Origin of the sequence: Nocardia salmonicida (genome assembly GCF_036142455.1) — a bacterium.
GTDB classification, from domain to species: Bacteria; Actinomycetota; Actinomycetes; order Mycobacteriales; family Mycobacteriaceae; genus Nocardia; species Nocardia salmonicida.
In genome coordinates this window covers 754,556-774,795 of record NZ_CP108014.1, presented here as the reverse complement: position 1 = coordinate 774,795, position 20,240 = coordinate 754,556, and the positions used below count along the sequence as shown (strand labels likewise).

General features: G+C 69.2%; 19 protein-coding genes. 15 read left to right on the top strand and 4 right to left on the bottom strand.

From position 1 onward, the window contains the following. Positions 1-44 precede the first annotated feature (44 nt). Positions 45-461 carry a hypothetical protein gene (locus tag OHS03_RS03870; RefSeq protein ID WP_328660840.1) on the top strand — a complete coding sequence of 139 codons (417 nt, stop codon included), beginning with the start codon at positions 45-47 and terminating at the stop codon, positions 459-461. 90 nt (positions 462-551) lie between these two features. Then, positions 552-1,613, top strand: a complete 1,062-nt coding sequence (gene trpD / locus OHS03_RS03865; RefSeq protein ID WP_328660838.1) for an anthranilate phosphoribosyltransferase — start codon at positions 552-554, stop codon at positions 1,611-1,613. Positions 1,614-1,623: 10 nt separating this feature from the next. On the opposite strand, the gene OHS03_RS03860 is transcribed toward trpD, so the two are convergent. The 4 genes from OHS03_RS03860 to OHS03_RS03845 all read right to left on the bottom strand — a co-directional run bounded on the left by OHS03_RS03860 (position 1,624) and on the right by OHS03_RS03845 (position 6,153). Further along, positions 1,624-1,899, bottom strand: a complete 276-nt coding sequence (locus tag OHS03_RS03860) for an Lrp/AsnC family transcriptional regulator (protein WP_056816554.1) — start codon at positions 1,897-1,899, stop codon at positions 1,624-1,626. A gap of 4 nt (positions 1,900-1,903) precedes the next feature. Then, the gene (locus tag OHS03_RS03855; RefSeq protein WP_328660836.1) at positions 1,904-2,455 is read right to left on the bottom strand and encodes a phosphoribosylanthranilate isomerase; all 552 of its coding nucleotides are present in this window, start codon (positions 2,453-2,455) and stop codon (positions 1,904-1,906) included. Positions 2,456-2,587: 132 nt separating this feature from the next. Continuing rightward, positions 2,588-4,390, bottom strand: a complete 1,803-nt coding sequence (locus OHS03_RS03850) for a DEDD exonuclease domain-containing protein (RefSeq protein ID WP_328660834.1) — start codon at positions 4,388-4,390, stop codon at positions 2,588-2,590. Between the two features lie 488 nt (positions 4,391-4,878). After that, complete coding sequence (locus tag OHS03_RS03845; protein ID WP_328660832.1) at positions 4,879-6,153, bottom strand: ATP-binding protein; 1,275 nt, start codon at positions 6,151-6,153, stop codon at positions 4,879-4,881. Positions 6,154-6,826: 673 nt separating this feature from the next. On the opposite strand from OHS03_RS03845, the gene OHS03_RS03840 reads away from it, so the two are divergent. From OHS03_RS03840 to OHS03_RS03780, 13 genes are all read left to right on the top strand, one after another. Further along, positions 6,827-7,396, top strand: a complete 570-nt coding sequence (locus OHS03_RS03840) for a C40 family peptidase (protein ID WP_328660831.1) — start codon at positions 6,827-6,829, stop codon at positions 7,394-7,396. Between the two features lie 224 nt (positions 7,397-7,620). Further along, positions 7,621-8,685 (top strand): NlpC/P60 family protein, encoded by a 1,065-nt coding sequence (locus tag OHS03_RS03835; protein WP_328660829.1) that lies wholly within the window; start codon positions 7,621-7,623, stop codon positions 8,683-8,685. Between the two features lie 9 nt (positions 8,686-8,694). Continuing rightward, a complete protein-coding gene (locus tag OHS03_RS03830) occupies positions 8,695-9,702 on the top strand; it encodes a peptidase MA family metallohydrolase (protein ID WP_328660827.1) in 1,008 nt (335 codons plus the stop codon). Positions 9,703-9,765: 63 nt separating this feature from the next. Then, positions 9,766-10,893 (top strand): glycosyltransferase family 4 protein, encoded by a 1,128-nt coding sequence (locus tag OHS03_RS03825; RefSeq protein ID WP_328660825.1) that lies wholly within the window; start codon positions 9,766-9,768, stop codon positions 10,891-10,893. A 43-nt stretch (positions 10,894-10,936) separates the two neighbouring features. Continuing rightward, the gene (locus OHS03_RS03820) at positions 10,937-11,326 is read left to right on the top strand and encodes a hypothetical protein (RefSeq protein WP_056816580.1); all 390 of its coding nucleotides are present in this window, start codon (positions 10,937-10,939) and stop codon (positions 11,324-11,326) included. Between the two features lie 104 nt (positions 11,327-11,430). Continuing rightward, positions 11,431-11,868: an SRPBCC family protein gene (locus OHS03_RS03815; RefSeq protein WP_056816585.1), complete on the top strand. Its 438-nt coding sequence runs from the start codon at positions 11,431-11,433 to the stop codon at positions 11,866-11,868. Beyond that, the gene (locus tag OHS03_RS03810) at positions 11,865-13,145 is read left to right on the top strand and encodes an ArsA family ATPase (RefSeq protein ID WP_328664074.1); all 1,281 of its coding nucleotides are present in this window, start codon (positions 11,865-11,867) and stop codon (positions 13,143-13,145) included. The genes OHS03_RS03815 and OHS03_RS03810 overlap by 4 nt, the downstream gene beginning before the upstream one ends. Beyond that, on the top strand, positions 13,135-13,845 hold the full coding sequence (locus tag OHS03_RS03805; RefSeq protein WP_328660823.1) for a hypothetical protein: 711 nt from the start codon (positions 13,135-13,137) through the stop codon (positions 13,843-13,845). The genes OHS03_RS03810 and OHS03_RS03805 overlap by 11 nt, the downstream gene beginning before the upstream one ends. Next, on the top strand, positions 13,842-14,837 hold the full coding sequence (locus OHS03_RS03800; protein ID WP_328660821.1) for an ROK family protein: 996 nt from the start codon (positions 13,842-13,844) through the stop codon (positions 14,835-14,837). The genes OHS03_RS03805 and OHS03_RS03800 overlap by 4 nt, the downstream gene beginning before the upstream one ends. Positions 14,838-14,955: 118 nt before the next feature. Then, positions 14,956-15,684 carry a lysophospholipid acyltransferase family protein gene (locus OHS03_RS03795; RefSeq protein WP_328660819.1) on the top strand — a complete coding sequence of 243 codons (729 nt, stop codon included), beginning with the start codon at positions 14,956-14,958 and terminating at the stop codon, positions 15,682-15,684. Between the two features lie 183 nt (positions 15,685-15,867). Beyond that, on the top strand, positions 15,868-17,247 hold the full coding sequence (locus OHS03_RS03790; protein WP_062988678.1) for an ABC1 kinase family protein: 1,380 nt from the start codon (positions 15,868-15,870) through the stop codon (positions 17,245-17,247). Between the two features lie 97 nt (positions 17,248-17,344). Continuing rightward, positions 17,345-18,898 carry an alkaline phosphatase D family protein gene (locus OHS03_RS03785; protein WP_328660817.1) on the top strand — a complete coding sequence of 518 codons (1,554 nt, stop codon included), beginning with the start codon at positions 17,345-17,347 and terminating at the stop codon, positions 18,896-18,898. A gap of 51 nt (positions 18,899-18,949) precedes the next feature. Next, entirely contained in the window at positions 18,950-20,221 is a 1,272-nt protein-coding gene (locus OHS03_RS03780) for an FAD-binding oxidoreductase (protein WP_056816601.1), read from the top strand. The last annotated feature ends 19 nt before the right edge of the window (positions 20,222-20,240 follow it).

Sequence of the window (20,240 nt, the reverse complement as noted above, 5' to 3'; positions counted from 1 at the left end):
TGTGACAGCGTTGGATGTGGATAGGCTGAGACGAGGAGGCGACGATGGTCGTGGTGCGGATGTGGCGGCGACTGTTCGGTGGGTCGACGCAGAAGTTGGACCCGGAGCGCGACGATCTCGTCGTGGTCGCATCGAGTTTCGACGATGTCGAGGCTTGTTCGACCGCGCTGGACCGCGCCGGCGAGCTGGATCGGGAGGCCGACGCGGTGCTGCGCCATCATCTGCGGCTACCCGCCGGCCAGATCGAGGCCGCGTGCGAGATCGCCGGATACGACGGATACGAACGCGCCGAGGCCACCGCTGCCGCGCCGGACCTGGTTCCGATCATCTTGCAGCGGGTACAGCGGCTCGATCCGCTGACCTGTTCGCAGGAACGCTCGCGGATGGCCGGGCTCGCCCAGCGCCACGACGGCGTGGCCGACGGTTGGGACGCGCTGCAGCCGCCGCGCACCACCCCGTAAACTTGCCCGACGGCGCAAATGTCCTTGCGCCATCTCCGCCTGCCCGATCTACAGTGGCGCAACGGTGTCGTTTAAGGAGAAGCAGAGCAGATGAGCGTGCGCAGCTGGCCCCAGGTGCTCGGAACCCTCGTCGACGGTGGCGACCTGGCCGCGGACGACACCACCTGGGTGATCGACGAGATCTTCACCGACAACGCCACCGCCGCCCAGATCGCGGCGTTCGGCGTCGCCATGAAGATCAAGGGCCCGACGCCGACCGAACTGGCGGGCATGGTGGCCGGGATGCTCGGGCACGCGCGCCTGGTTCGCATCGACGGGGACGCGGTCGATGTCGTCGGTACCGGCGGCGACCGTTCGGGGTCGGTGAACATCTCGACCATGTCCGCGGTGGTCGTGGCCGCGGCCGGGGTGCCGGTGGTCAAGCACGGGAACCGGGCGGCTTCGTCGAAGGCCGGTGGCGCCGATGTGCTCGAAGCGCTGGGGGTCAAGCTCGCGCTCGGACCCGAGTCGGTGGCGCGGTCGGTGCGCGAGACCGGGATCGGGTTCTGTTTCGCGCCGCTGTTCCATTCCGGACTGCGTTTCGCCGGGGCCGCGCGCAAGGAGATCGGCATCCCGACCGTGTTCAACGTGCTGGGGCCGCTGACCAATCCGGCGCAGCCGCGGGCCGGGCTGATCGGGTGCGCGTTCGCCGATCTCGCGCCCGTGATCGCGGGGGTGTTCGCGGCGCGCGGGGCGAGTGCGCTGGTCGTGCGTGGACGTGACGGGCTCGACGAGATCACCACTTCCGACCTCACGGATGTGTGGGTGGTCAGTGGTGGGCGGATTCGTCAGACGGTGCTCGACCCGACGCGGCTCGGCATCGTCAGGGTGGATCTGGACGACCTGCGCGGCGGGGATGCCGAGGCCAACGCCCGCGTCGCACGCGATGTGTTCGCGGGAACGCCGGGGCCGGTTCGTGATGCGGTGCTGTTGAACTCGGCCGCGGCGATCGTGGCCTACGACCTGTCCCGCGGGGTCGGCGATGTCGATTCCGATCTCGACGCGGCGCTGGTCGGCGGGCTCGAGCGCGCCGCCGCCGCGGTGGACAGCGGGGCGGCGGCCAAACTGCTGCAGAGCTGGGCCGAGCTCACCCAGGTGCTCGACGAGCGCTGAGCCCGAGGGCTCACTCCCCCAGCGAGAATCCGGCTTCCACGTCGGCGCTGGAATAGGACTTGAAGGCGATGTGGGTGGTGGTGCGAACCACGCCGTCCACCTTGTCGATGCCCGAGGTGACCACCTCCGCGATGTGCGCGTGGTCGCGGACGCGCACGATCGCGATCAGGTCCACGTCGCCCGCGCAGGAGTACACCTCGGCGACTCCTTCGGTATCGGCGAGGGCCTGCGCGGTCTCGGGGATGCGAGAGTTCTGCGCCTGGATCATCACGATCGCGGTAATCATGGGATCACTCTAGAACTTCCGGCCCCTCGGTGGCCGCTTTGAACCGTCGCATCAGGTCATAGCTCTTCACACCGGGCGCCGATTCCACCGAACTGGACACGTCGACACCGTAGGGCCGATGCCGGGCGATCACGGCGGCGACGTTGTCGGGGTCGAGGCCGCCCGCCAGCACGACTCGGCCCGGCTGCTCGCGCACCCAGTCGGGGAACTCCTCGAACACGCCCGAGCCCGCGCTGGCGTCGTAGAAGAAATATTCGCTGGCCTGCTCGGGGGCCGGCGGGTTCGAGGAGCAGAAGGCCAGGTTCGGCAGGTCGGCCCACTGGTAGAGCTGCACGACGTCGAACGCGTCGGCCACATCGGCGACCTCGCGCGCCTCGAGGGCGACGGCGAAGGTCGTGATGCGACCGCGTGCGTAGTCGGCGAGGGTGCGCGCCTGCGCGGGGGTGCGGTAGCGCTTGCTCTTCGTCGTCACCATGACGCCGATCGCGGAGTACCCGAGCTCGATCGCCCAGTCGATCTGCTCCTCGGTGGTCAGACCGCACACCTTCACGAACATCCGCCGCTACTCCTTCATTCATAGGACCCGCCACACGGAATCCCGGTCCATGATCCCAGGACCCCAAAGCGCACCCGCCGAGTAGTGCCTCGACCGGGCCGAGTCATCCATCGAGCGGGCGATCTCGCTTCGTCATCGTTCGGCGAGGTACTGCTCCTGTTCGCTCCTGGTGGTCGCGGCGGTTCGCGCGAGCTGCGCCCACCCCACCCACCGCGCGGCGCCGTGCAGCGGTTCGCGGTAGCCGTCGCTGGTTCGCACGATCCGGGCACCGGGTTTGGCAAGCCAGCGAGCGATGACGCCGATTTCCTCCGGTGGCGCTCCGCGCAGGGGTGGGATGTGGTCGTCGGCCTCGCCCAGTGGAGGCTGGGTCCCACTCCCCGACGACGCGATGCCCAGGTCGGGAACAACTGTTTCGGCGGCGGCGACGATCTGATCGACAACGGCCATCGGTGGAGTGCCGCGGGCAGCGGTGCCCGCGGCGGCGAGCCGGCCGTAGCGGATGACGGAGAATTCCCAGCCGCCCGCGCCGTCGGGCAGCGCGATGATGAGTTCCGCGAGGCGAGCCAGGGCCGCGAGACGCTGGGTGCGGTGCAGTTTTGTGACAACGGTGGCGGTGCGGTCGCGCAGGCGCGCAGCTGCCTCGAAATGCTCTGCGGTGGAATGGGATTCGATGCGTTCGATCATCGCGCGGAGCAGGGTGTCGGCGCGGCCGGTGAACAGGTCACGCACCGCTTCGACGGCCGGAGCGTAGCTCGTCGCGTCGTGGTCACCGTCGTGGCGGGCGGCGGGGCAGCCGCCGACGACCGCGGGTGGGCAGGTGTGTTTCGCCGTGCGGGTGAGGCGGGTGGCGCAGGTTCGCATCCCGGCGAATTCGGCGATCGTCGACGCCACGTCGACCGCATCGATCCGAGAATTGAACGGCCCCAACGCTGTTCGGGTCGGGGTGCGCACGGCTACCAGCCGTGGGAAGGCCTCGTCGCTGAGGGTGAGCCACCACCCGCGCCGGGGAAACTTCGAGCGGCGGTTGTACGGCGGGGCGTGCGCGGCGAGCAATCGGAGCTCGCGCACCCCCGCTTCGAGGCCGTGCGCGCACACCACATGGTCGACCCGAATCGCCAGTGCCACCATCTCTTTCATGCGGCCACGGGTCTCCGAACCGGTGAAGTAATTGCGCACGCGACGGCGCAGATTCACCGCCGTCCCTATATAGAGGACTTCCTCCGACGGTCCGCGGAAGAGATAGACGCCGGGTGCGGCGGGCAGGTCGGTCGCGAAAGTGCGCTTGGCGCGCTGGGTTCCGGTGACGCCGGGCAGATAGTCGAGCAGTTCGGACAGGCTGTGCACACCCTGATTGCCGACCCGCCCGATCAGCGCGTGCAGCACGTCGACGGTGGCGCGGGCGTCGTCGAGCGCGCGGTGCGTCGGTGTGGTCGACGCACCGAGGATCTGCGCCAGTACCCCGAGCCGCGCCGACGGGGCTTCGTCGCGCGTGAGCACCCGCCGCGCCAGCTTCACGGTGCACAGCACCTGCGGATTGGGCCACGCGATGTCCTGACGCGCCGCGGCCGCTTTGAGAAACGCGGTGTCGAATCGCGCGTTGTGCGCCACCAGCACCGCCCCCGCCGCGAACTCGAAGAACCCCGGCAACACCCCCTCGATCCGCGGCGCGTCGTACACCATTGCCGTGGTGATCCCGGTGATCTGCACGATGGCGGGCGGAATCGCGTACCCCGGATTCACCAGTGTCGCGAACTCCCCCAGCACCTCTCCCCCGCGCACCTTCACCGCCCCGATCTCGGTGATCGCGTCCCGATCAGCGCTGGTCCCGGTCGTTTCGAGGTCCACGACAACGAAAGTGGTGGCATACAGCGGGGTATCGAGCTCATCGAAGGCCAGCTGCCGAGCGGCAGCCGGGAGCGGAACGGGATCGGGCACGGCGAGCAGCGTAGGACGAGGGTCCGACAACCTCGCCGCGTCGAACGAATCGGCAGTGGCCGGTCCTCCCGAGGTTCAGGCGCGGCCGCGTCCCACGGCCTTCGGGTCGCCGGCGAGGTGCGCGGTCCCGGCTCAACCGCCCTGCGGCGCGTTCGGGAGGGACGGACGCGGTGTCGGCCAGGGTTTTCCGGTCGGCCAACGGTCCGACGGGAACTTCGGCAGACTCGGCAACGGCTGAAGGTAGCTCGGCGGCAACCGGTAACAGGACCGCGGGTAGGTCGTTGTCCGCGAGGCCGATCCAGTCGACGGCGAGTCGGAGCCACCGGCCACAGCCAGCACGCCGTGCCACACGAGCGTCACGAGCACCAGCGCCGCCCAGACCATATGTTTGCGCTGGACGCCGCCACCATTGTTCCTCGCGCGATACGGCCGCGGCGCGGTGGCAGACGCCGGGACCGGTGTCGGGCTCTCGTTCGCTCATCGGCGTCTCAGCGCCGCTTCATCCGTCTGAGGTAGGTCGCGAGTTCGTCATAGCTGCCATCGCCGTTGGCGAATTCGACGACGTTGCGGGCGGATTCGAACCAGGCCCCGGTGCTCGGCCGGATCTGGGTCAGCGCCGCCTGCACGTCGGCCATGCCGATCGGGCGGACCTCGCCCGATCGCATCGAGTCGGCCATGGCCAGTTGGGTGGCCGAGGTGCAGACGTGGGCGAGGTCGGCGCCGGAGAGGCCGTCGGTGCGGGCCGCGAGGGCATCGAGGTCGATGCCTGCCACGGGCCGGTCACGCAGGTGGTAGTGCAGGATCGAGGTGCGGGCGGCGAGATCGGGCAGGCCGACGAAGATCATCCGGTCGAATCGGCCCGGCCTGCGCAGCGCGACGTCGACATCCCACGGATGGTTGGTCGCGCCGAGCACGAACACCCCCTCATTACTGTGGGTGGCCGAATCCATCTCGGTGAGCAACTGGTTCACGACCGTGCGCATGGTCGTCGAGGCCTGCATCTGGCTGCGTTTGTGGCCGAGCGCGTCGACCTCGTCGAGGAACAGCACGCAGGGAGCATTACGCCGGGCCATTTCGAAGATGCTGTGCACATTGCGTTCGCTGGCGCCGGTGTAGATGTCGAGGATGTCGGTGATCTCGATCGGGTAGAAGTTGGCGCCGAGTTCACCCGCTACCGCCGAGGCGATGAACGTCTTGCCGCACCCGGGCGGCCCGTAGAGGAGCAGGCCGCCGCGCGCCGAGGTGCCGAACGCCTTGGCCAGCTCGGGATTGCGCAGTGGACCCAGCAGGGTCAGATCCAGTTGCTGTTTCACCTCGACCATTCCGCCGACGTCGGCCAGGCGCAGGGTCGGGCGTTCGACGGTGGCGGCGTCGTCGTCGGTGACGAACTCGGTGGGGACGCCGTGCACGAATGCCGGTTCGATGATGTCGCCGACCTCGTCCTCGGCGGCGGCCCAGTCGAAGTCCGGCTGAGCGACGGAGGATGCGGCGGCCGAGCCGGACGCGGGGGTGGCGCTCGCGGCGACCGAGGTGGTGGCCGGTGCTGGAGAACCACCGGACAACGCTGTCGTGCAGCGCATCATCAGGGCCAGGACCTGGGCGTTCCCCGGTTCGTGGCCGAGCGCTGTCCCACAGTGGGCCAGCGCGTCGGCGTAACGCTCCCGTTCGATCAGCAGCTCGATGACGCACACGCGCAGCGCGAGCACCCCCGGACTGCGCTCCAGCATCGTCAGCATGTCGGTCAAAACCTGGTCGTCGGCCACCCGCGCCCCCTTCGAACTGCGAACATTCGGCCGTACCCTAACGGCCACAACGGCTTTCCCGCCAAGCGGCGAGCATGCGAATACCACGAAACAGCCCGTCCCGCGACCCGGCACAACGTGGACCCGTGAACTCCGAAGCCGACAATTCGGCGCGAGACTTTCGTTCTGATGCGAACAAAATGACCGAGAGCAAACACAATAGTGACCGGGCTCACATATTTATCGAATTCACATGAATTCATCAGATTTCAATGGGTAAGTGGCCTTACCAATCTGCGCGCGCCGCAGCTTACGGCGCGCCGCCCGCGAGGCGAACCTCGCGGCGCACCGGCGATGATCACCATGAGCACGCACCACCTGCGGATTTGCCGTTTCGAGAGGCGAAAACCACCGCGTGAGCCCTATTGGCGACGCGCCGGTAGCACTCGAAATCGCGATCGGCGCGACCTGGCGTTATCGTTTCGTGATCGGGTGTGACCCAGCTCGCACACTTTCCCCGGTGATATCGCACCGAACCCCCATTGGACCGATGTCCGACTTTACAAACCCCCGTGATGTCTTCGTAACCTTTTCGAGACCTCACGGAGTCCCGCCGATCGGAAACGGTCAGCGAGACGAAGCCCGCCGCGTCAAACGGACACGGCGTCGTGGGGCAGATTGGAAGTTCCGCATCATGGCGAACAACACCGTCAAGCGTCAGGCGCAGCGTGCCGTTGCCGTCGGAGCCGTCGGCGCTGCCACCATCGGCGCGTTCCTCCTGCCGGCCGCCCCGGCATCGGCCACGCCGGTGACCGTGCCCGGCATCGGCACGTTCGAGGTTCCGAACGAGATTCCGCTGCCCCAGGGTGTGCCCGGTATCGAGATCCCGGCCGCACCGCAGGTCTTCACCGCACCGCGCGCCACCGCCGCCGACATCGCCCTCGATGCCGCGCTGAGCAAGATCGGCTCGCCCTACGTCTACGGCGCCGCGGGCCCGAACGCCTTCGACTGCTCGGGTCTGGTCCAGTGGGCCTACTCCCAGGCGGGCATGGACATTCCGCGCACCAGCGACGCCCAGCTGGGCGCGGGCACCCCGGTCTCGATCGACGAGCTCCAGCCCGGCGACATGGTGTCGTTCTACGGCGGCGGCCACTCCGGCCTGTACGCGGGCGACGGCAACGTCGTGCACGCCTCCACCGCGGGCACCCCGGTCCAGATCGCGGCGCTGTCGTCGATGCCGTTCGCGGGTGCTCGCCGCTTCTGATCTGCCGGGCACGGTGCGTCGTTCGCGGGGAAGGGCGCACCGAAGCCGCAGTGATCGTCTGGGTATATGCGCCGTCCACTGGGTTGGACGGCGCACGTACCTTTTACTGGACACGCATGCGTGCGGTTCCGTAACCTGATCGAGACCTTCTCGGCTGACGAGGAGATCGCGCTCAGGTATTGCGCTGTATCGGCGGACAACGAGAGAACGGGGCACGGGCCACTGTGACTGCACACCACCGGAATTCGCACGCTACGCGTGGTTTCGCCGGAACCCTGTCCGCCGCGATCCTGGTGTGCGCGATCTACACCGCCGGCCCCTCCGGCGCCGACCCCGTCGCCCTGCCGACCACCGCGACCGACGCGATCTCCCGGATGGTCGACCTCTCGCGCCAGTCCGAACAGCTCAACCAACAAGCGCTCACCGCGCAGATCGATCTCGACGCCAAGCTCGCGCTGCAACGCGACGCCGACGACAAGGTCGCCGCTACCTCCGCGGTCGTCGAGGCCGCCCGCGCCGAAGTGCGCAAGTTCCAGCCGATGATCGACCGCACCGCCGTGGCCGCCTATACCGGAGTGCGCACCAACAGCATGTTCGCCGTGTTGTCGAGCGGTTCACCACAGCAGTTGCTGGACAAGATGTCGACGCTGGACGTGCTGGCTCAGCAGACCACCGAGACGGTCCGCCAGTTCAAACAGGCCGCCGACGCCGCCACCGCGGCCGACACCGTCGCCCGCACCGCCGCCGAGGCCGCGCATGCCGCGACCACCGCCGCCGACGCGGTGCGCGCCGATGTCGAACGCAAACGCCAGGATCTCGCCGCGTCGACCACCTCCGTGGTCGAGGCGTGGAGCCAGCTCTCGGCCCGGGACAAGTCGACCCTGGCCGGTTCGCCGTTCCCGCCCGGCTTCGACCGTGACTCGTTGCTGGCGGGCCTGGTTCCCGGCAGCGGCACCAGCGCGCTGGCCGCCGCGCTCACCCGCGTCGGCGATCCGTATGTCTGGGGCGCCACCGGGCCCGACCAGTTCGACTGCTCCGGCCTCGTGCAGTGGGCGTTCAAGCAGGTCGGCAAGAACGTGCCGCGTACCAGTTCCCAGCAGGCGGGCTACGGCACGCCGGTGTCCAAGGATGAACTGCTGCCCGGCGACGTGATCCTGTTCTATCCCGACATCACCCACGTCGGCATCTACGCGGGCAACGGAATGATGGTGCACGCCTCCACTTTCGGTGTGCCGGTCGCTGTCGCGCCGATCAACACCACCCCGTATCACTCGGCCCGGCGATACTGAGCCGGACCGGTGACCGATCCGTTCCCCCGTGCGGGCCTACGTTCGTGGTTCTCGTCGAACGGCCGCCTCGAATTCTGCATCACGCTCGCCTCGGTCACGCTGCTGACCGGAGCGTGCGTCGCACTGATCCTGCTGCCGCGCAACGCGGGCTCGTTACAGCTGGCCACCGACGAGGCCGAGGTGCTCGACACCTCCGAGGGCCTCGACAATCCGCGTCTGAGCCCGGTGCGCCGCGAGCTACAGCCCTACGGCCCGATCCTGGTCCGTGAAGTCGCCGACGGTGCCGCCTCCCCGGCACTGCTGGTGGCGCATCCCAGCCATCGCGCCGACCTCGATGTCCTCGAACATCAACTGGGCCGAGCCATTTCGGATGTGAGCGCGGTGTGGGGCACCGACTGGAATCGCGCGCCCGTCGTGGTCGTGGCGAGCACGCCCGCCGAATTCACCGCGCTCACCAGGTCCGCGGGCGCCACCGGCACCGACGTAGCCGCCGTGTCGCTCACCGGGTCCTACGCTCCGGGCACCCAGCCCACCGACCAGCGCATCGTGTTCAACCCCGACGCGCGTCGGCGCGTCGGCACCGAGGGTCTGGCCACGCTGCTGCGTCACGAACTCACCCACCTCGCCACCAGAGCCGACACCACCGACGGCGCACCGTTGTGGATGCTGGAAGGCTTCGCCGAGTACGTCGCCCAGCGCGATCAGAAAACCACCTTCTCCCAGATCGCGCCCACGCTGACCACTCGGTTGCGTGCGGGCACCGTGCCCACCGAACTCGTCGCCGACGCCGACTTCACCGGTGTCGACGCGGCCTACTCCTACGAAAGCGCGTGGAGCACCTGCGCGTTCCTCGCCGACCGCTACGGCACCACCGCCCTCATCACGTTGTACAAGCGGCTGGCCACCGGCCCGCAGTCCCCCACGGCGCAGGACGCCGCGTTCACCGCCGTGCTCGGGGCCTCGCGCACCGAGGTGCTCGACGGGTGGCGGGCCTGGCTGCGCGGTCGCGCTGCATGACGATCGCGGCTACGCCTGACCACGTCCGCCCACCTGTCAGCCGACCGATTAGGTTGTTCTCTTATGGCCCGAACTCTGCTGGTTACCAACGATTTCCCGCCTCGGCCGGGCGGAATCCAGTCGTATCTGCAGGCACTGTCGAATCAGCTGCCGCCCGAGGACCTGGTGGTGTACGCACCGCGCTGGCGCGGTGACAGCCACGAGAAGTTCGACGCCGCACAGAAGTTCCAGGTGGTGCGCCATCCGACCACGCTGATGCTGCCGACCCCCTCGGTCATCAAGCGGGCGAGCGCGCTGCTGCGCGAACACCGTTGCGACACAGTGTGGTTCGGTGCGGCCGCACCCCTGGCGGTGATGGCGCCGATACTGCGACGCGCGGGCGCCGAGCGCATCCTGGCCAGCACCCACGGTCACGAAGTGGGCTGGTCGATGCTGCCGGGATCGCGCCAGGTGCTGCGTTCGATCGGCGAGCACACCGATGTGGTGACCTATGTCAGCAAGTACACCCGTGGCCGCTTCGCCTCGGCCTTCGGTCCGCGCGCGGCGCTGGAGCACCTGCCGCCGGGCGTCGACCCCACCGAGTTCCGGCCCGACCCGGCGGCCAGGGAAGAGCTGCGCGCCCGCTACGGACTCGGCGAGCGCCCGACCGTGCTCTGCCTGTCGAGGCTGGTCCCGCGCAAGGGCCAGGACATGCTGATCGTGGCGATGAGCGAGATCCGCGAGCGCGTCGACGGCGCGGTGCTGGTGATCGCGGGCGGTGGACCCTACGAGACGCGGCTGCGCGCGCTGGCCGAGGCCCTCGGCGTGCAGGACAGTGTGGTGTTCACCGGGCGGGTGCCCTCGGGCGAGCTGGCCGCCCATCACACGATCGCCGACGTGTTCGCGATGCCGTGCCGCACGCGCGGGGCGGGCCTCGACGTCGAAGGTCTGGGGATCGTGTTCCTCGAGGCGTCGGCCTCCGGGGTCCCGGTCGTGGCCGGCGATTCCGGTGGCGCCCCCGAGACCGTGCGCGAGGGCGAGACCGGCATCGTGGTGCACGGCCGGTCGGTCTCGCAGATCAGCGATGCCATCGTCGAGCTGCTCACCGACCGGGACAAGGCCGCCCAGATGGGCGCCGCGGGCCGGGCCTGGGTGGAGCAGAACTGGCATTGGGACCGGCAGGGCGCCCGCTTGCGGGAACTGCTGCGGTGACACCCTGCCCGGACCCGGTGTGGCGTCCACTACGCTCAGCCGGGTGAGCAGTATCCAGGTCGCTGATCAGACCTTCCTCGCCGCACCGGGCGCCGCGATCGCCGAGGTGCTGAGCGCCGCGAACAACTGGCGCCGCTGGTGGCCCGATCTGCGCCTCGACGTGCGCGAGGATCGCGGCGACAAAGGCATCCGCTGGACGGTGGCGGGCGCGTTGACCGGCACCATGGAGGTATGGCTCGAGGCAGTCCCGGAGGGGGCGATCCTGCACTACTTCCTGCACGCCGAACCCGCGGCCGAACCGAAGTCGGCGCGCGTGCTGGCCGCGGCCAATCGGTCCCGCCGGGTCGCGGGCCGCGCCATGGCGTTCGAACTCAAGGCACGGCTCGAAGCCGGTCGACCCGCGGGCGTCGCACCCGCGGTCGCCGCCCCCTGACGCACGTTCTCGGCGCGCCTTCGCCGATGGACCGACCGGCACGGGTGCGACAAAGGAGAACCGCGGCACCAGCCGCCATAAACAGAGAAGAGGGCTTGGGCGCCATGGCTGACCGGACTCAGAGATCGATCCTGATCGACGCACCGTCGCAGCAGGTGATGGCCGTCATCGCGGATCTGGAGTCCTATCCGGAGTGGGTGGCTGCCGCGAAGTCGGTGGAGGTCATCGAGCGGGACGCGCAGGACCGCGCGGCCACCGCCCGGTTCGTGCTCGACGCGGGCGTCGTCAAGGACACCTACGTGCTGTCCTACACCTGGCGGGCCGACGGCAAAGCCGTGTCATGGCGTCTGCTCAGCGGTGACCTGCAGAAAGCCCAGGACGGCAGCTACGAACTGCTCGACCGGCCCGGCGGCGGCACCGAGGTGGTCTACGAACTCACCGTCGATCTGAACATCCCGATGATCGGCATGTTCAAACGCAAAGCCGAGAAGGTCATCACCGACACCGCGCTCAACGAGCTGAAGAAGCGGGTCGAAGGCTGAGCGCCCCGGGCGGTACCCGCGTCGAACTGTTCGTCGGCAAGGGTGGTGTCGGGAAGACGACGCTGGCCTGCGCGACGAGCATGGCCTATGCCCGCTCGGGTCAGCGCGTGCTGATCGCCTCGCTGGATCAGGCCCATTCGCTCGGTGACGCGCTCGGTTTCCGTTTCCCGCACGATCCGGGCACCGTCGCCGGAGTGGCCAGGGTGGCGCCTGGTATCGAAGTGATCGAGATCGACTCCCTCGCCCTGCTCGAAGACCGTTTCCGCGATGTGGTGGCCATGCTGGCCACGGGCGGCGGCCACGATCACGGCTTCGACCTGGCGGCGCTCGACCCAGCCGAGCTCACCGGACTACCCGGTGTGCAGGAACTGTTGATGCTGGTCGAGATCGGCCAGTACGCCGAGGAGAACGACTGGGACGTCATCGTCGTCGATTGCCCGCCCTCGGCCGACATGCTGCGCATCGTCACCGCTCCCGACACGTTGCTCAACTACCTCGAACGGCTCTGGCCCAAGCACGCGCGCACCATGAGCGCGATCGGGCTCGACCTGCGCAAGGCGGTGCTCGCGGCGGCGGTCGAACGGATCGTGGTGGCGGTGACGCAGGTTCGCGACCTGCTCGCCGACCGCACTCGCACCAGCGCCCGCCTGATCACCGGCCCCGAACAGGTCGCCGTCGCCGAGGCGCGACGGGTGCGTTCGGCGGCCGCGCTGCTCGGCCTGCGGATGGACGCGGTGGTGGTGAACAAGGTGCTGGCCCCGGTGCCGCCGCCCGGCGACGACGCCCACCCGGCCGTGCACTGGTATCTCAACCGCCGCGCCGAGCAACTCGAGGTGGTGGCCCGGCTGCACGAACAACTCACCGATGTCCCGATTCTGATCGCCCAGCACGCCGGTGCCGAACCGGTGGGGGTGAATTCGCTGTCGGCGTTCTCGCATTCGGTCGACACGCCGTCCGCCTCACACGCGCAGGGCACGGAATCGGGTGAACCGGTGGTTCGATGGGAGTCCGGCTCCGGTGTCGACTCCGTGTACGCGATGCGGATGCGGCTACCGGTGGTCGATCCCGGCACCTTGCGGCTGGGCCGAGTGGAGGACGATCTGATCGTGGGAGCCGACGGGGTACGCACACGCGTACGGCTCGCGCCGGTGCTGCGACGCTGCACGGTGGCGGGCGCCGAACTCGACACCGGTCACCTCGTGGTCCGCTTCCGGCCCGATCCGCGGGTGTGGCCCGCCGATCCGAACTACACGAAGGCCACCGCAGATGAGCACTGACTCCCAGTCCGAGCGCCACGGCCACGACGGCTTCGCCGAGTTCACCGAGGAGCTGCGCCTACTCTCCGAAGTCCTGCTAGCCCGAGTCGAACCGGTGCTGCGCCGCACCGCCGCCGACGGCCGAGCCGACCTGGGCGGCTGCGCCTGGTGCCCGGTCTGCGCGGCCGCGGCCCTGGTGCGCGGCGACCACCACGACGTCGTCGCGGCCCTCGCCGAACACGGCACCTCCCTGGTGACGGTCCTGCGCGAAGCCCTCGCGGGCATCCCCGTGGAACCGGTCATGCCCCCGGAGTGGGCCGATCACGCTGCGGGCCACCCGGATTCGACCGACGGTGCCGGCGCTCGAGGACGTGCGGCACACCCCGATTCCGACCCCACTGCGGCCGGTCCTACAGGTGAGGACCCCGCATCCGGCCCACAGCAGCACACCACCGCCGCGCAAGCCGACGCCGGAAGCGGGCCGAAGTGGGGCACCTCCCGCAAGAACGCTGCCAGCGCCCCGCGCCCCCGCCGGGTCGACGAGTACTCCGCGCCACGCACCTCCCGCACCCCGCAGGCCCCCCACATCGCCCCCGAATCGGCCGATACCGCCGCGAACGCGTCGGGCACAGGCGCTTTCGCCACCACCGAGGATCGCTCGGCCACCGCTCGCGCGCCACGCTCGCACTATGTCGACATCCCGGTGACGATCCGGGGATGACCAGCCGGATCGACCCTCAACACCTGCTCACCGTCGGCATCGACGTGGGTGGCACGAACATTCGCGCCTCGGTGGTCGACGCCGAGGGCGAGGTGCTCGACACCGTGCAGGCGCCGACCCCGCATTCGGCGCGTGCGCTAGAGGACGCGATCGACCGCTCGGTGCGCGAGCTGGCCCGGCGCCATCCGATCGCGGCGGTCGGGCTCGCCGTCGCCGGTTTCATCTCCACGGATCAATCGACGGTCCTGTTCGCGCCGCACCTACCGTGGCAGAACGCCCCCGTCGCGCAACGGCTCACCGCGCGCCTCGGCCTGCCGGTGATCCTCGAACACGACGCGAACGCCGCGGGCTGGGCCGAGTACCGCTTCGGCGCGGCGGCGGGCGGGCAGACAGTGGTGCTCGTCGCGATCGGCACCGGCATCGGCGCCGCGCTGCTCATCGACGGTCGGCTCTATCGCGGCAGCCACGGCATCGCCCCCGAACTCGGCCATCTCCAGGTCGTCCCCGAGGGCCGCGCGTGCCCCTGCGGTAAACACGGCTGCTGGGAGCGCTACTGCAGTGGAACGGCACTGGCCGACACCGCGATCGAGATGCTCGCCACCGACCCCGTGCGCTCGGTGCTGGCCCGTGACGTGATCCGTGATCCCGGCTCGCTCACCGGCCGACGGGTCGCGAACGCGGCCCAGGACGGCGACCCACTCGCGGTCCGGGTGATGGCCGACTTCGCCCGCTGGCTCGGACTCGGCCTCGCTTTCGTCAGCGATCTGTTCGATCCCGACCTCGTGGTGATCGCGGGTGGCGTGAGCAGTTCGGCGCCGCTGTTCCTCGACGAGGCGCGCGAACACTACGCGAGCGCGGTCACCGGATCCGGGCATCGGCCGCTGGCCAGATTGCGTACCACCCAGCTCGGAGAGGCCGCGGGCATGATCGGCGCCGCGGAGTTGGCCAGGGTGTCGATCGACACGCCGGTGGCCGGTCGCGCGGCGAGATAAGGGTCACAGCCATGTGCGCCAGCTACCATCCTGGGTTGGTTGTGACCTGCGACCAGCGGTAAAGTCGTTGTCCGACGAGGCTCTACACAATTATCCCGGTCCCTGGGGAAAGGACGCCATGTTCTACTGGCTGCTCAAGTTCGTTCTCGTGGGACCGTTCATGCACATGTACAACCGGCCCGAGGTCGAAGGGGTCGAGAACATCCCGACCGACGGCCCGGCCATCATGGCGGGTAATCACCTCTCCTTCTCCGACTGGCTCTTCGCTCCTCTGCTGAGCCCGCGCCGGATCAACTACCTGGCCAAGGCCGAGTACTTCACCACCCCCGGTTTCAAGGGCCGCCTGCAGAAGTTCTTCTTCAGCGGCACCGGCCAGTACCCGATCGACCGCAGCGGCGCCTCGGCCGCCGAGGACGCGCTCAGCGCGGCCACCAAGCTCCTCGACGAGGGCCGTCTCGTCGGCCTGTACCCCGAGGGCACCCGCTCCCCCGACGGCCGCCTGTACAAGGGCAAGACCGGCATGGCGCGACTCGCGCTCGAGACCGGCGTCCCGGTGATCCCGGTCGCGGTGATCGGCACCGACAAGGTGAGCCCGCCCGGACCGTTCAAGTGGCGTCGTCAGAAGGTCACCCTGAAGTTCGGTGCGCCCCTGGATTTCTCGCGCTACGAGGGGATGAGCGGCAACCGCTTCGTCGAGCGCGCCGTCACCGACGAGGTGATGTACGAACTGATGCGCCTCACCGGCCAGGAATACGTCGACGTCTACGCGCACAGCCTCAAGAAGGGCGTCGCCCCGACCGACAATCAGCTCGACGCCACCCGGATCCCCGAAACCAAGGCGAGCTGAGCCGAAACCTGTTCCGCCGCCTGGACACCATCGCACTGTTCACGCGCTGATCGACTGGACGTCTACGCATCCACGGTCGTTGCCCGGACGCTCGCGCGCCCGATTGGTACCCTGTGCCAGGCACGGGCCGATGGGCGGGCGGGCCACCAGAGGTGGCGGGCGTCGGCGGACAGCGAGGTAGGCATGGCCGGAGGCGAATCCGACGAGGGTCGCGTCATGGCGTTCACCCGCCGTACGACACCTCGCGACGGTAATCCACCCACCGGCCGAGTAGTACGCAGCGCCCGTCTGGCCGCGGTACCGGTCGCCTACGCGGGTCGGCGCATCGCAGGCTTCGGCAAGCGCGCCGCGGGCCGCGACCCCGCCGACGTAGACCGCGACATCCGCGTGCGCACCGCCGAACACCTCTTCCAAGTGCTCGGCGAACTCAAGGGCTGCGTCGCGAAACTGGGCCAACTCCTCGGCCTGCTCGAACTCGGGCTGGCTCCCGATCTGGCCGAGCCGTACCGTCAAGCCCTCGCTCGCCTGCACGATTCGGCACCCGCCATGCTGCCCGGCGCGGTCCACGCGGAACTCGCCGCCCATCTGGGCCCGCACTGGCGCTCACTGTTCCTCGAATTCGAGGACCGCGCCGCCGCCGCCGCCTCGGTCGGCCAGGTCCACCGCGCCCGCTGGCACGACGGCACCCAGGTGGCGGTCAAGGTGATGTATCCCGGTTCCCGCCGCGCGGTACTGGCCGATCTCCAAGCTCTGCGTCGCGCGACCCCGCTGTTCACCGCGCTGCTGCCCGGCGCCGATACCCGCCCGGTGGTGGAGGCGCTGTGCGACGAGATCCGCGACGAACTCGACTACGCCCGTGAGGCCGTGAACCAGCGCGCCTTCGCCACCGCTTTCGCCGACGACCCCGACGTGGTGGTGAGCCGGGTGATCGCCCAGCGCGGCGACGTCCTGGTCACCGAATGGCTCGACGGCGTTCCCCTGTCCCGGTTGATCGTTCGCGGCAACGCCGACGAACTCGATCGCCTCGGTGTGCTGATCATGCGCTTTTTGTTCTCCGCCCCCGCCCGCGCCGCCCTGGTCTACGGCGACCCCCACCCCGGCAACTTCCTTCGCATGCCCGACGGCCGCCTCGGTGTCGTCGACTTCGGCGCCTGCACCCCCTGGCCCGCCACCTTCCTCGACGTGGCGAGCGACATCGGCGCCGCCGTCATCGCCGACTCCCCCGCCGACCTCGAGGCAGCCATGCGCCGCCACGGCTTCGTGGCCCCCGACCGCGAGCTCGACATCGCCACCGTCGCCGCACGCTTGCAACCGGTCCGAGAAGCCCTCCTCGCCCCCACCTACCCCCTCTCGGCCGACTGGCTCCGCGAACAAGTCCGCCTGGCCACCGACCTGCGCCTGTCCAACGTCCTACGCCAACTGACGATGCCCCCAGGCCACACTCCCATCCTCCGCTCCTTCCTCGGCGGCGTAGCGGTCCTGTGCCAACTCCACACCGCCGTCCCCCTCCGCGCCGAATGCACCCGCTGGTACCCCGAAACCGCCGCCGCCGCAGGGCTCTAGACGCGTCAGCCGAGTTCGGCCTGTCGTACGGCATCGTTCATGTTCCGTTGCCTTGCTAACGACCGGGTGTTACGACCGGTGGCGCACCGTGAGGCTCATGGCTGTCTCGGATTTCGCGATGTCTCGACGCACGTTGCTGCGTGCAACCGCACTCGGTGTGGTGACTGCTCCTGCCCTGGTGGCCTGCGGTGACGACGGGCCCGCGCTGGTGCGGGCCAGGCCCGCGCTCACGCACGGGATCGCCGTCGGTGATCCGCGCAGCGATGGTGCGCTGATCTGGGCTCGGTCGGATCGGCCTGCCACGCTGGTGGTGGAGACCTCGGCGACCGAGAAGTTCAGCGACGTCAAGCGATTCACCGGGCCGCTGCTCACCCCGGCCACCGACGGCACCGGGCGCGTGCGGGTGAACGGTCTGCCCGCGGGACAACTCGTGCACTACCGGGTGCGCCTCGACGGGGAGGACGGTTCGAGCTCGGAGACTCTCACCGGTGTCTTCCGCACGGCACCGACCGCGCCCTCCGACATCTCGCTGCTGTGGTCCGGTGACGTCGCGGGCCAGGGTTTCGGCATCAACCCCGACCTCGGCGGCATGAAGGTGTTCTCCACCATGGCCGCCCGCGACCCGCACCTGTTCCTGCACTCCGGCGACTGCATCTACGCCGACAACGCGCTCAAAGAGTCCGTGACGCTGCCCGACGGCCGGGTCTGGAAGAACATCACCGCCGAGGCGAAGAACGCTCCCGCGGAAACCCTCGACCAGTTCCGCGGCAACTACGCCTACAACCTCACCGACGACAACTATCGCCGGTTCAACGCCGCCGTCGCCCAGATCGTCCAGTGGGACGACCACGAGACGACCAACAACTGGTCGCCCGGTGGGACGGTCGCCGCCGACAAGGGCTACACCGAGCGCAGCATGGACACCCTCGCGACGCGTTCCTGGCAGGCCTTCCACGAGTGGATGCCCCTGGAGCCGAAGGAAGCCGTCGACGGCCGTCTCTACCGCAAGATCTCCTACGGCCCGCTGCTCGACGTGTTCGTCCTGGACATGCGCGCCTACAAGGACGCCAACACGGCCAATACCGCGCCCCATGGCCAGATCCTCGGCGCCGCCCAGATCGAGTGGCTCACCGAGGGTCTGAAGGACTCCGAGGCCACCTGGAAGATCGTGGCCGCCGATCTGCCGCTCGGCGTCGTCGTCCCCGACGGCAAGACCGCCTTCGAAGGCCCCGCCAATGCCGCCCCCGGCACACCCTCCGGCCGCGAAACCGAGATCGCCCAGGTGCTCTCGGCGATCAAGGCGAACAGGGTCGCCGACGTCGTCTGGCTCACCGCCGACGTCCACTACACCGCCGCGCACCACTACTCCCCCACCCGCGCCGCCTTCACTGATTTCGACGAGTTCTGGGAGTTCGTCTCGGGCCCGCTCAACGCCGGCGCGTTCGGCCCCAACCCCCTCGACCCCACCTTCGGACCCGAAGCGGTCTACGTCCACGCGCCGCCCACACCCAACGCCTCCCCGCTGGACCCGGAGTACCAGCACTTCGGTGAGGTGAAAATCGACGGACGCACCGGAGAAATGACCGTCAACTTGTGCGACGCGACCGGAAAAGTCCTGTTCACCAAGCAACTCGCGCCCACGCGGAAATAGGTGCGAAGTACCCTGCGCAAGAACCGCCCACCTGTGGTTAGCTATGCGGTCATGGGCACGCCGCATACCGTCATCTCCGAAGAATATCTCCCCACCGATACGGCGGATGTCGTTCGCACTGTGCGTGATTCACGCGGCCGGTCGGAACGGTTGACGGTGCGCGGCGGTGAACAGACCGAAGAGTCCTACGGTCTGGCCGATCAGCGCGGCGTGCTCTCGCTGCGCAAGATGAACTCGGTGCTCGACATCAACCTGGGCAGGCGCACCGTGCGGGTGCAGGCGGGCGCGAAGCTGTCCGAGATCGACCGCCGCCTCGGCGCGCACAGTCTCGGTCTGCCGGTGGTCGGCGATCATCGCGACATCACCGCGGGCGGCTTCGCCTCCGTCGGCGGGGTGAGCACCGCCTCGCACCGCTACGGCATGTTCATCGACCAGATCGTCGACCTCGAGTACGTCGACCCCGACGGCCGGATCGGCACCTGCGGGCGCGGCCACCACACCGAGCGTTTCCACCGCATTCTCGGCGCGGGCGGTCGTGCGGGCATCATCACCGCCCTCACCCTCGATGTGGTCGAGGTCGACAAAGACCACACCATGCTCACCACCGACGCCGACCGGTTCCTCGACTTCGACTCCTTCGTCGAGCACGCCACCAACGAGATCACCAATCCCGGCAGCGCGGCGCTCCAGGTCGGCCGCTGGGTCGATACCGCCCCGCTGAAGGTGGCGCGCCCCGTCGGCGCGGGCCAGGTGACCCTCGGCGCCGTGCGCTTCGGTCAGTGGTCGAGTCTGTACCCCACCGCCCCCACCCGTGGTCTGCGGGCCCGGCGTGAGGTCGGCACCCGTACCCGGAAGTCGTTGGGCGCCATCGCGTCCGCGGCGGGCGGGCGCGCGGGCATGCCGGTCCGCAACGCCGCGGCGGGCGCGCTGATGTTCGCGCCGAAGGTGCTCACGATGCGCGACGCCGAGTACCTGGCCGATACCGTCATCAACTCCTCCGAGCGCGGCCCCGCCTACCGCGTGGGCGTGTTCGCTCCCCTGGCCAACTACGGTTCGGTCTTCTACGGCCTGCACGACCTGTTCTCGGCCCACCGTGAACGCTCGGGCTGCTTCACCGTCATCTCCGCGATGACCTACGGCGTGCGCTCGGAGTACCTGCGCGCCGAAGCCGCCGCCCGCGGCCTCACCCCCGCCGATTACGGCCTGATCACCTTCACCTGCCGCCTGCGCCCCTCAGCCCTGCCGTCGGAGCAGCTGCGCGAGATCGTCTCCGGTATCGACGACATCTGCCGCTCGGAACAGGCCCTGCGCTATAGCGTGTAGCTGACAAACTAAGAAGGCC

Excerpts from the sequence above, each read along its gene's own strand:
- OHS03_RS03870 (WP_328660840.1), top strand. The coding sequence starts at position 45 with ATGGTCGTGGTGCGGATGTGGCGGCGACTGTTCGGTGGGTCGACGCAG.
- trpD (WP_328660838.1), top strand. The coding sequence starts at position 552 with ATGAGCGTGCGCAGCTGGCCCCAGGTGCTCGGAACCCTCGTCGACGGT.
- OHS03_RS03860 (WP_056816554.1), bottom strand. The coding sequence starts at position 1,899 with ATGATTACCGCGATCGTGATGATCCAGGCGCAGAACTCTCGCATCCCC.
- OHS03_RS03855 (WP_328660836.1), bottom strand. The coding sequence starts at position 2,455 with ATGTTCGTGAAGGTGTGCGGTCTGACCACCGAGGAGCAGATCGACTGG.
- OHS03_RS03840 (WP_328660831.1), top strand. The coding sequence starts at position 6,827 with ATGGCGAACAACACCGTCAAGCGTCAGGCGCAGCGTGCCGTTGCCGTC.
- OHS03_RS03825 (WP_328660825.1), top strand. The coding sequence starts at position 9,766 with ATGGCCCGAACTCTGCTGGTTACCAACGATTTCCCGCCTCGGCCGGGC.
- OHS03_RS03815 (WP_056816585.1), top strand. The coding sequence starts at position 11,431 with ATGGCTGACCGGACTCAGAGATCGATCCTGATCGACGCACCGTCGCAG.
- OHS03_RS03805 (WP_328660823.1), top strand. The coding sequence starts at position 13,135 with ATGAGCACTGACTCCCAGTCCGAGCGCCACGGCCACGACGGCTTCGCC.
- OHS03_RS03800 (WP_328660821.1), top strand. The coding sequence starts at position 13,842 with ATGACCAGCCGGATCGACCCTCAACACCTGCTCACCGTCGGCATCGAC.
- OHS03_RS03795 (WP_328660819.1), top strand. The coding sequence starts at position 14,956 with ATGTTCTACTGGCTGCTCAAGTTCGTTCTCGTGGGACCGTTCATGCAC.
- OHS03_RS03790 (WP_062988678.1), top strand. The coding sequence starts at position 15,868 with ATGGCCGGAGGCGAATCCGACGAGGGTCGCGTCATGGCGTTCACCCGC.
- OHS03_RS03785 (WP_328660817.1), top strand. The coding sequence starts at position 17,345 with ATGGCTGTCTCGGATTTCGCGATGTCTCGACGCACGTTGCTGCGTGCA.
- OHS03_RS03780 (WP_056816601.1), top strand. The coding sequence starts at position 18,950 with ATGGGCACGCCGCATACCGTCATCTCCGAAGAATATCTCCCCACCGAT.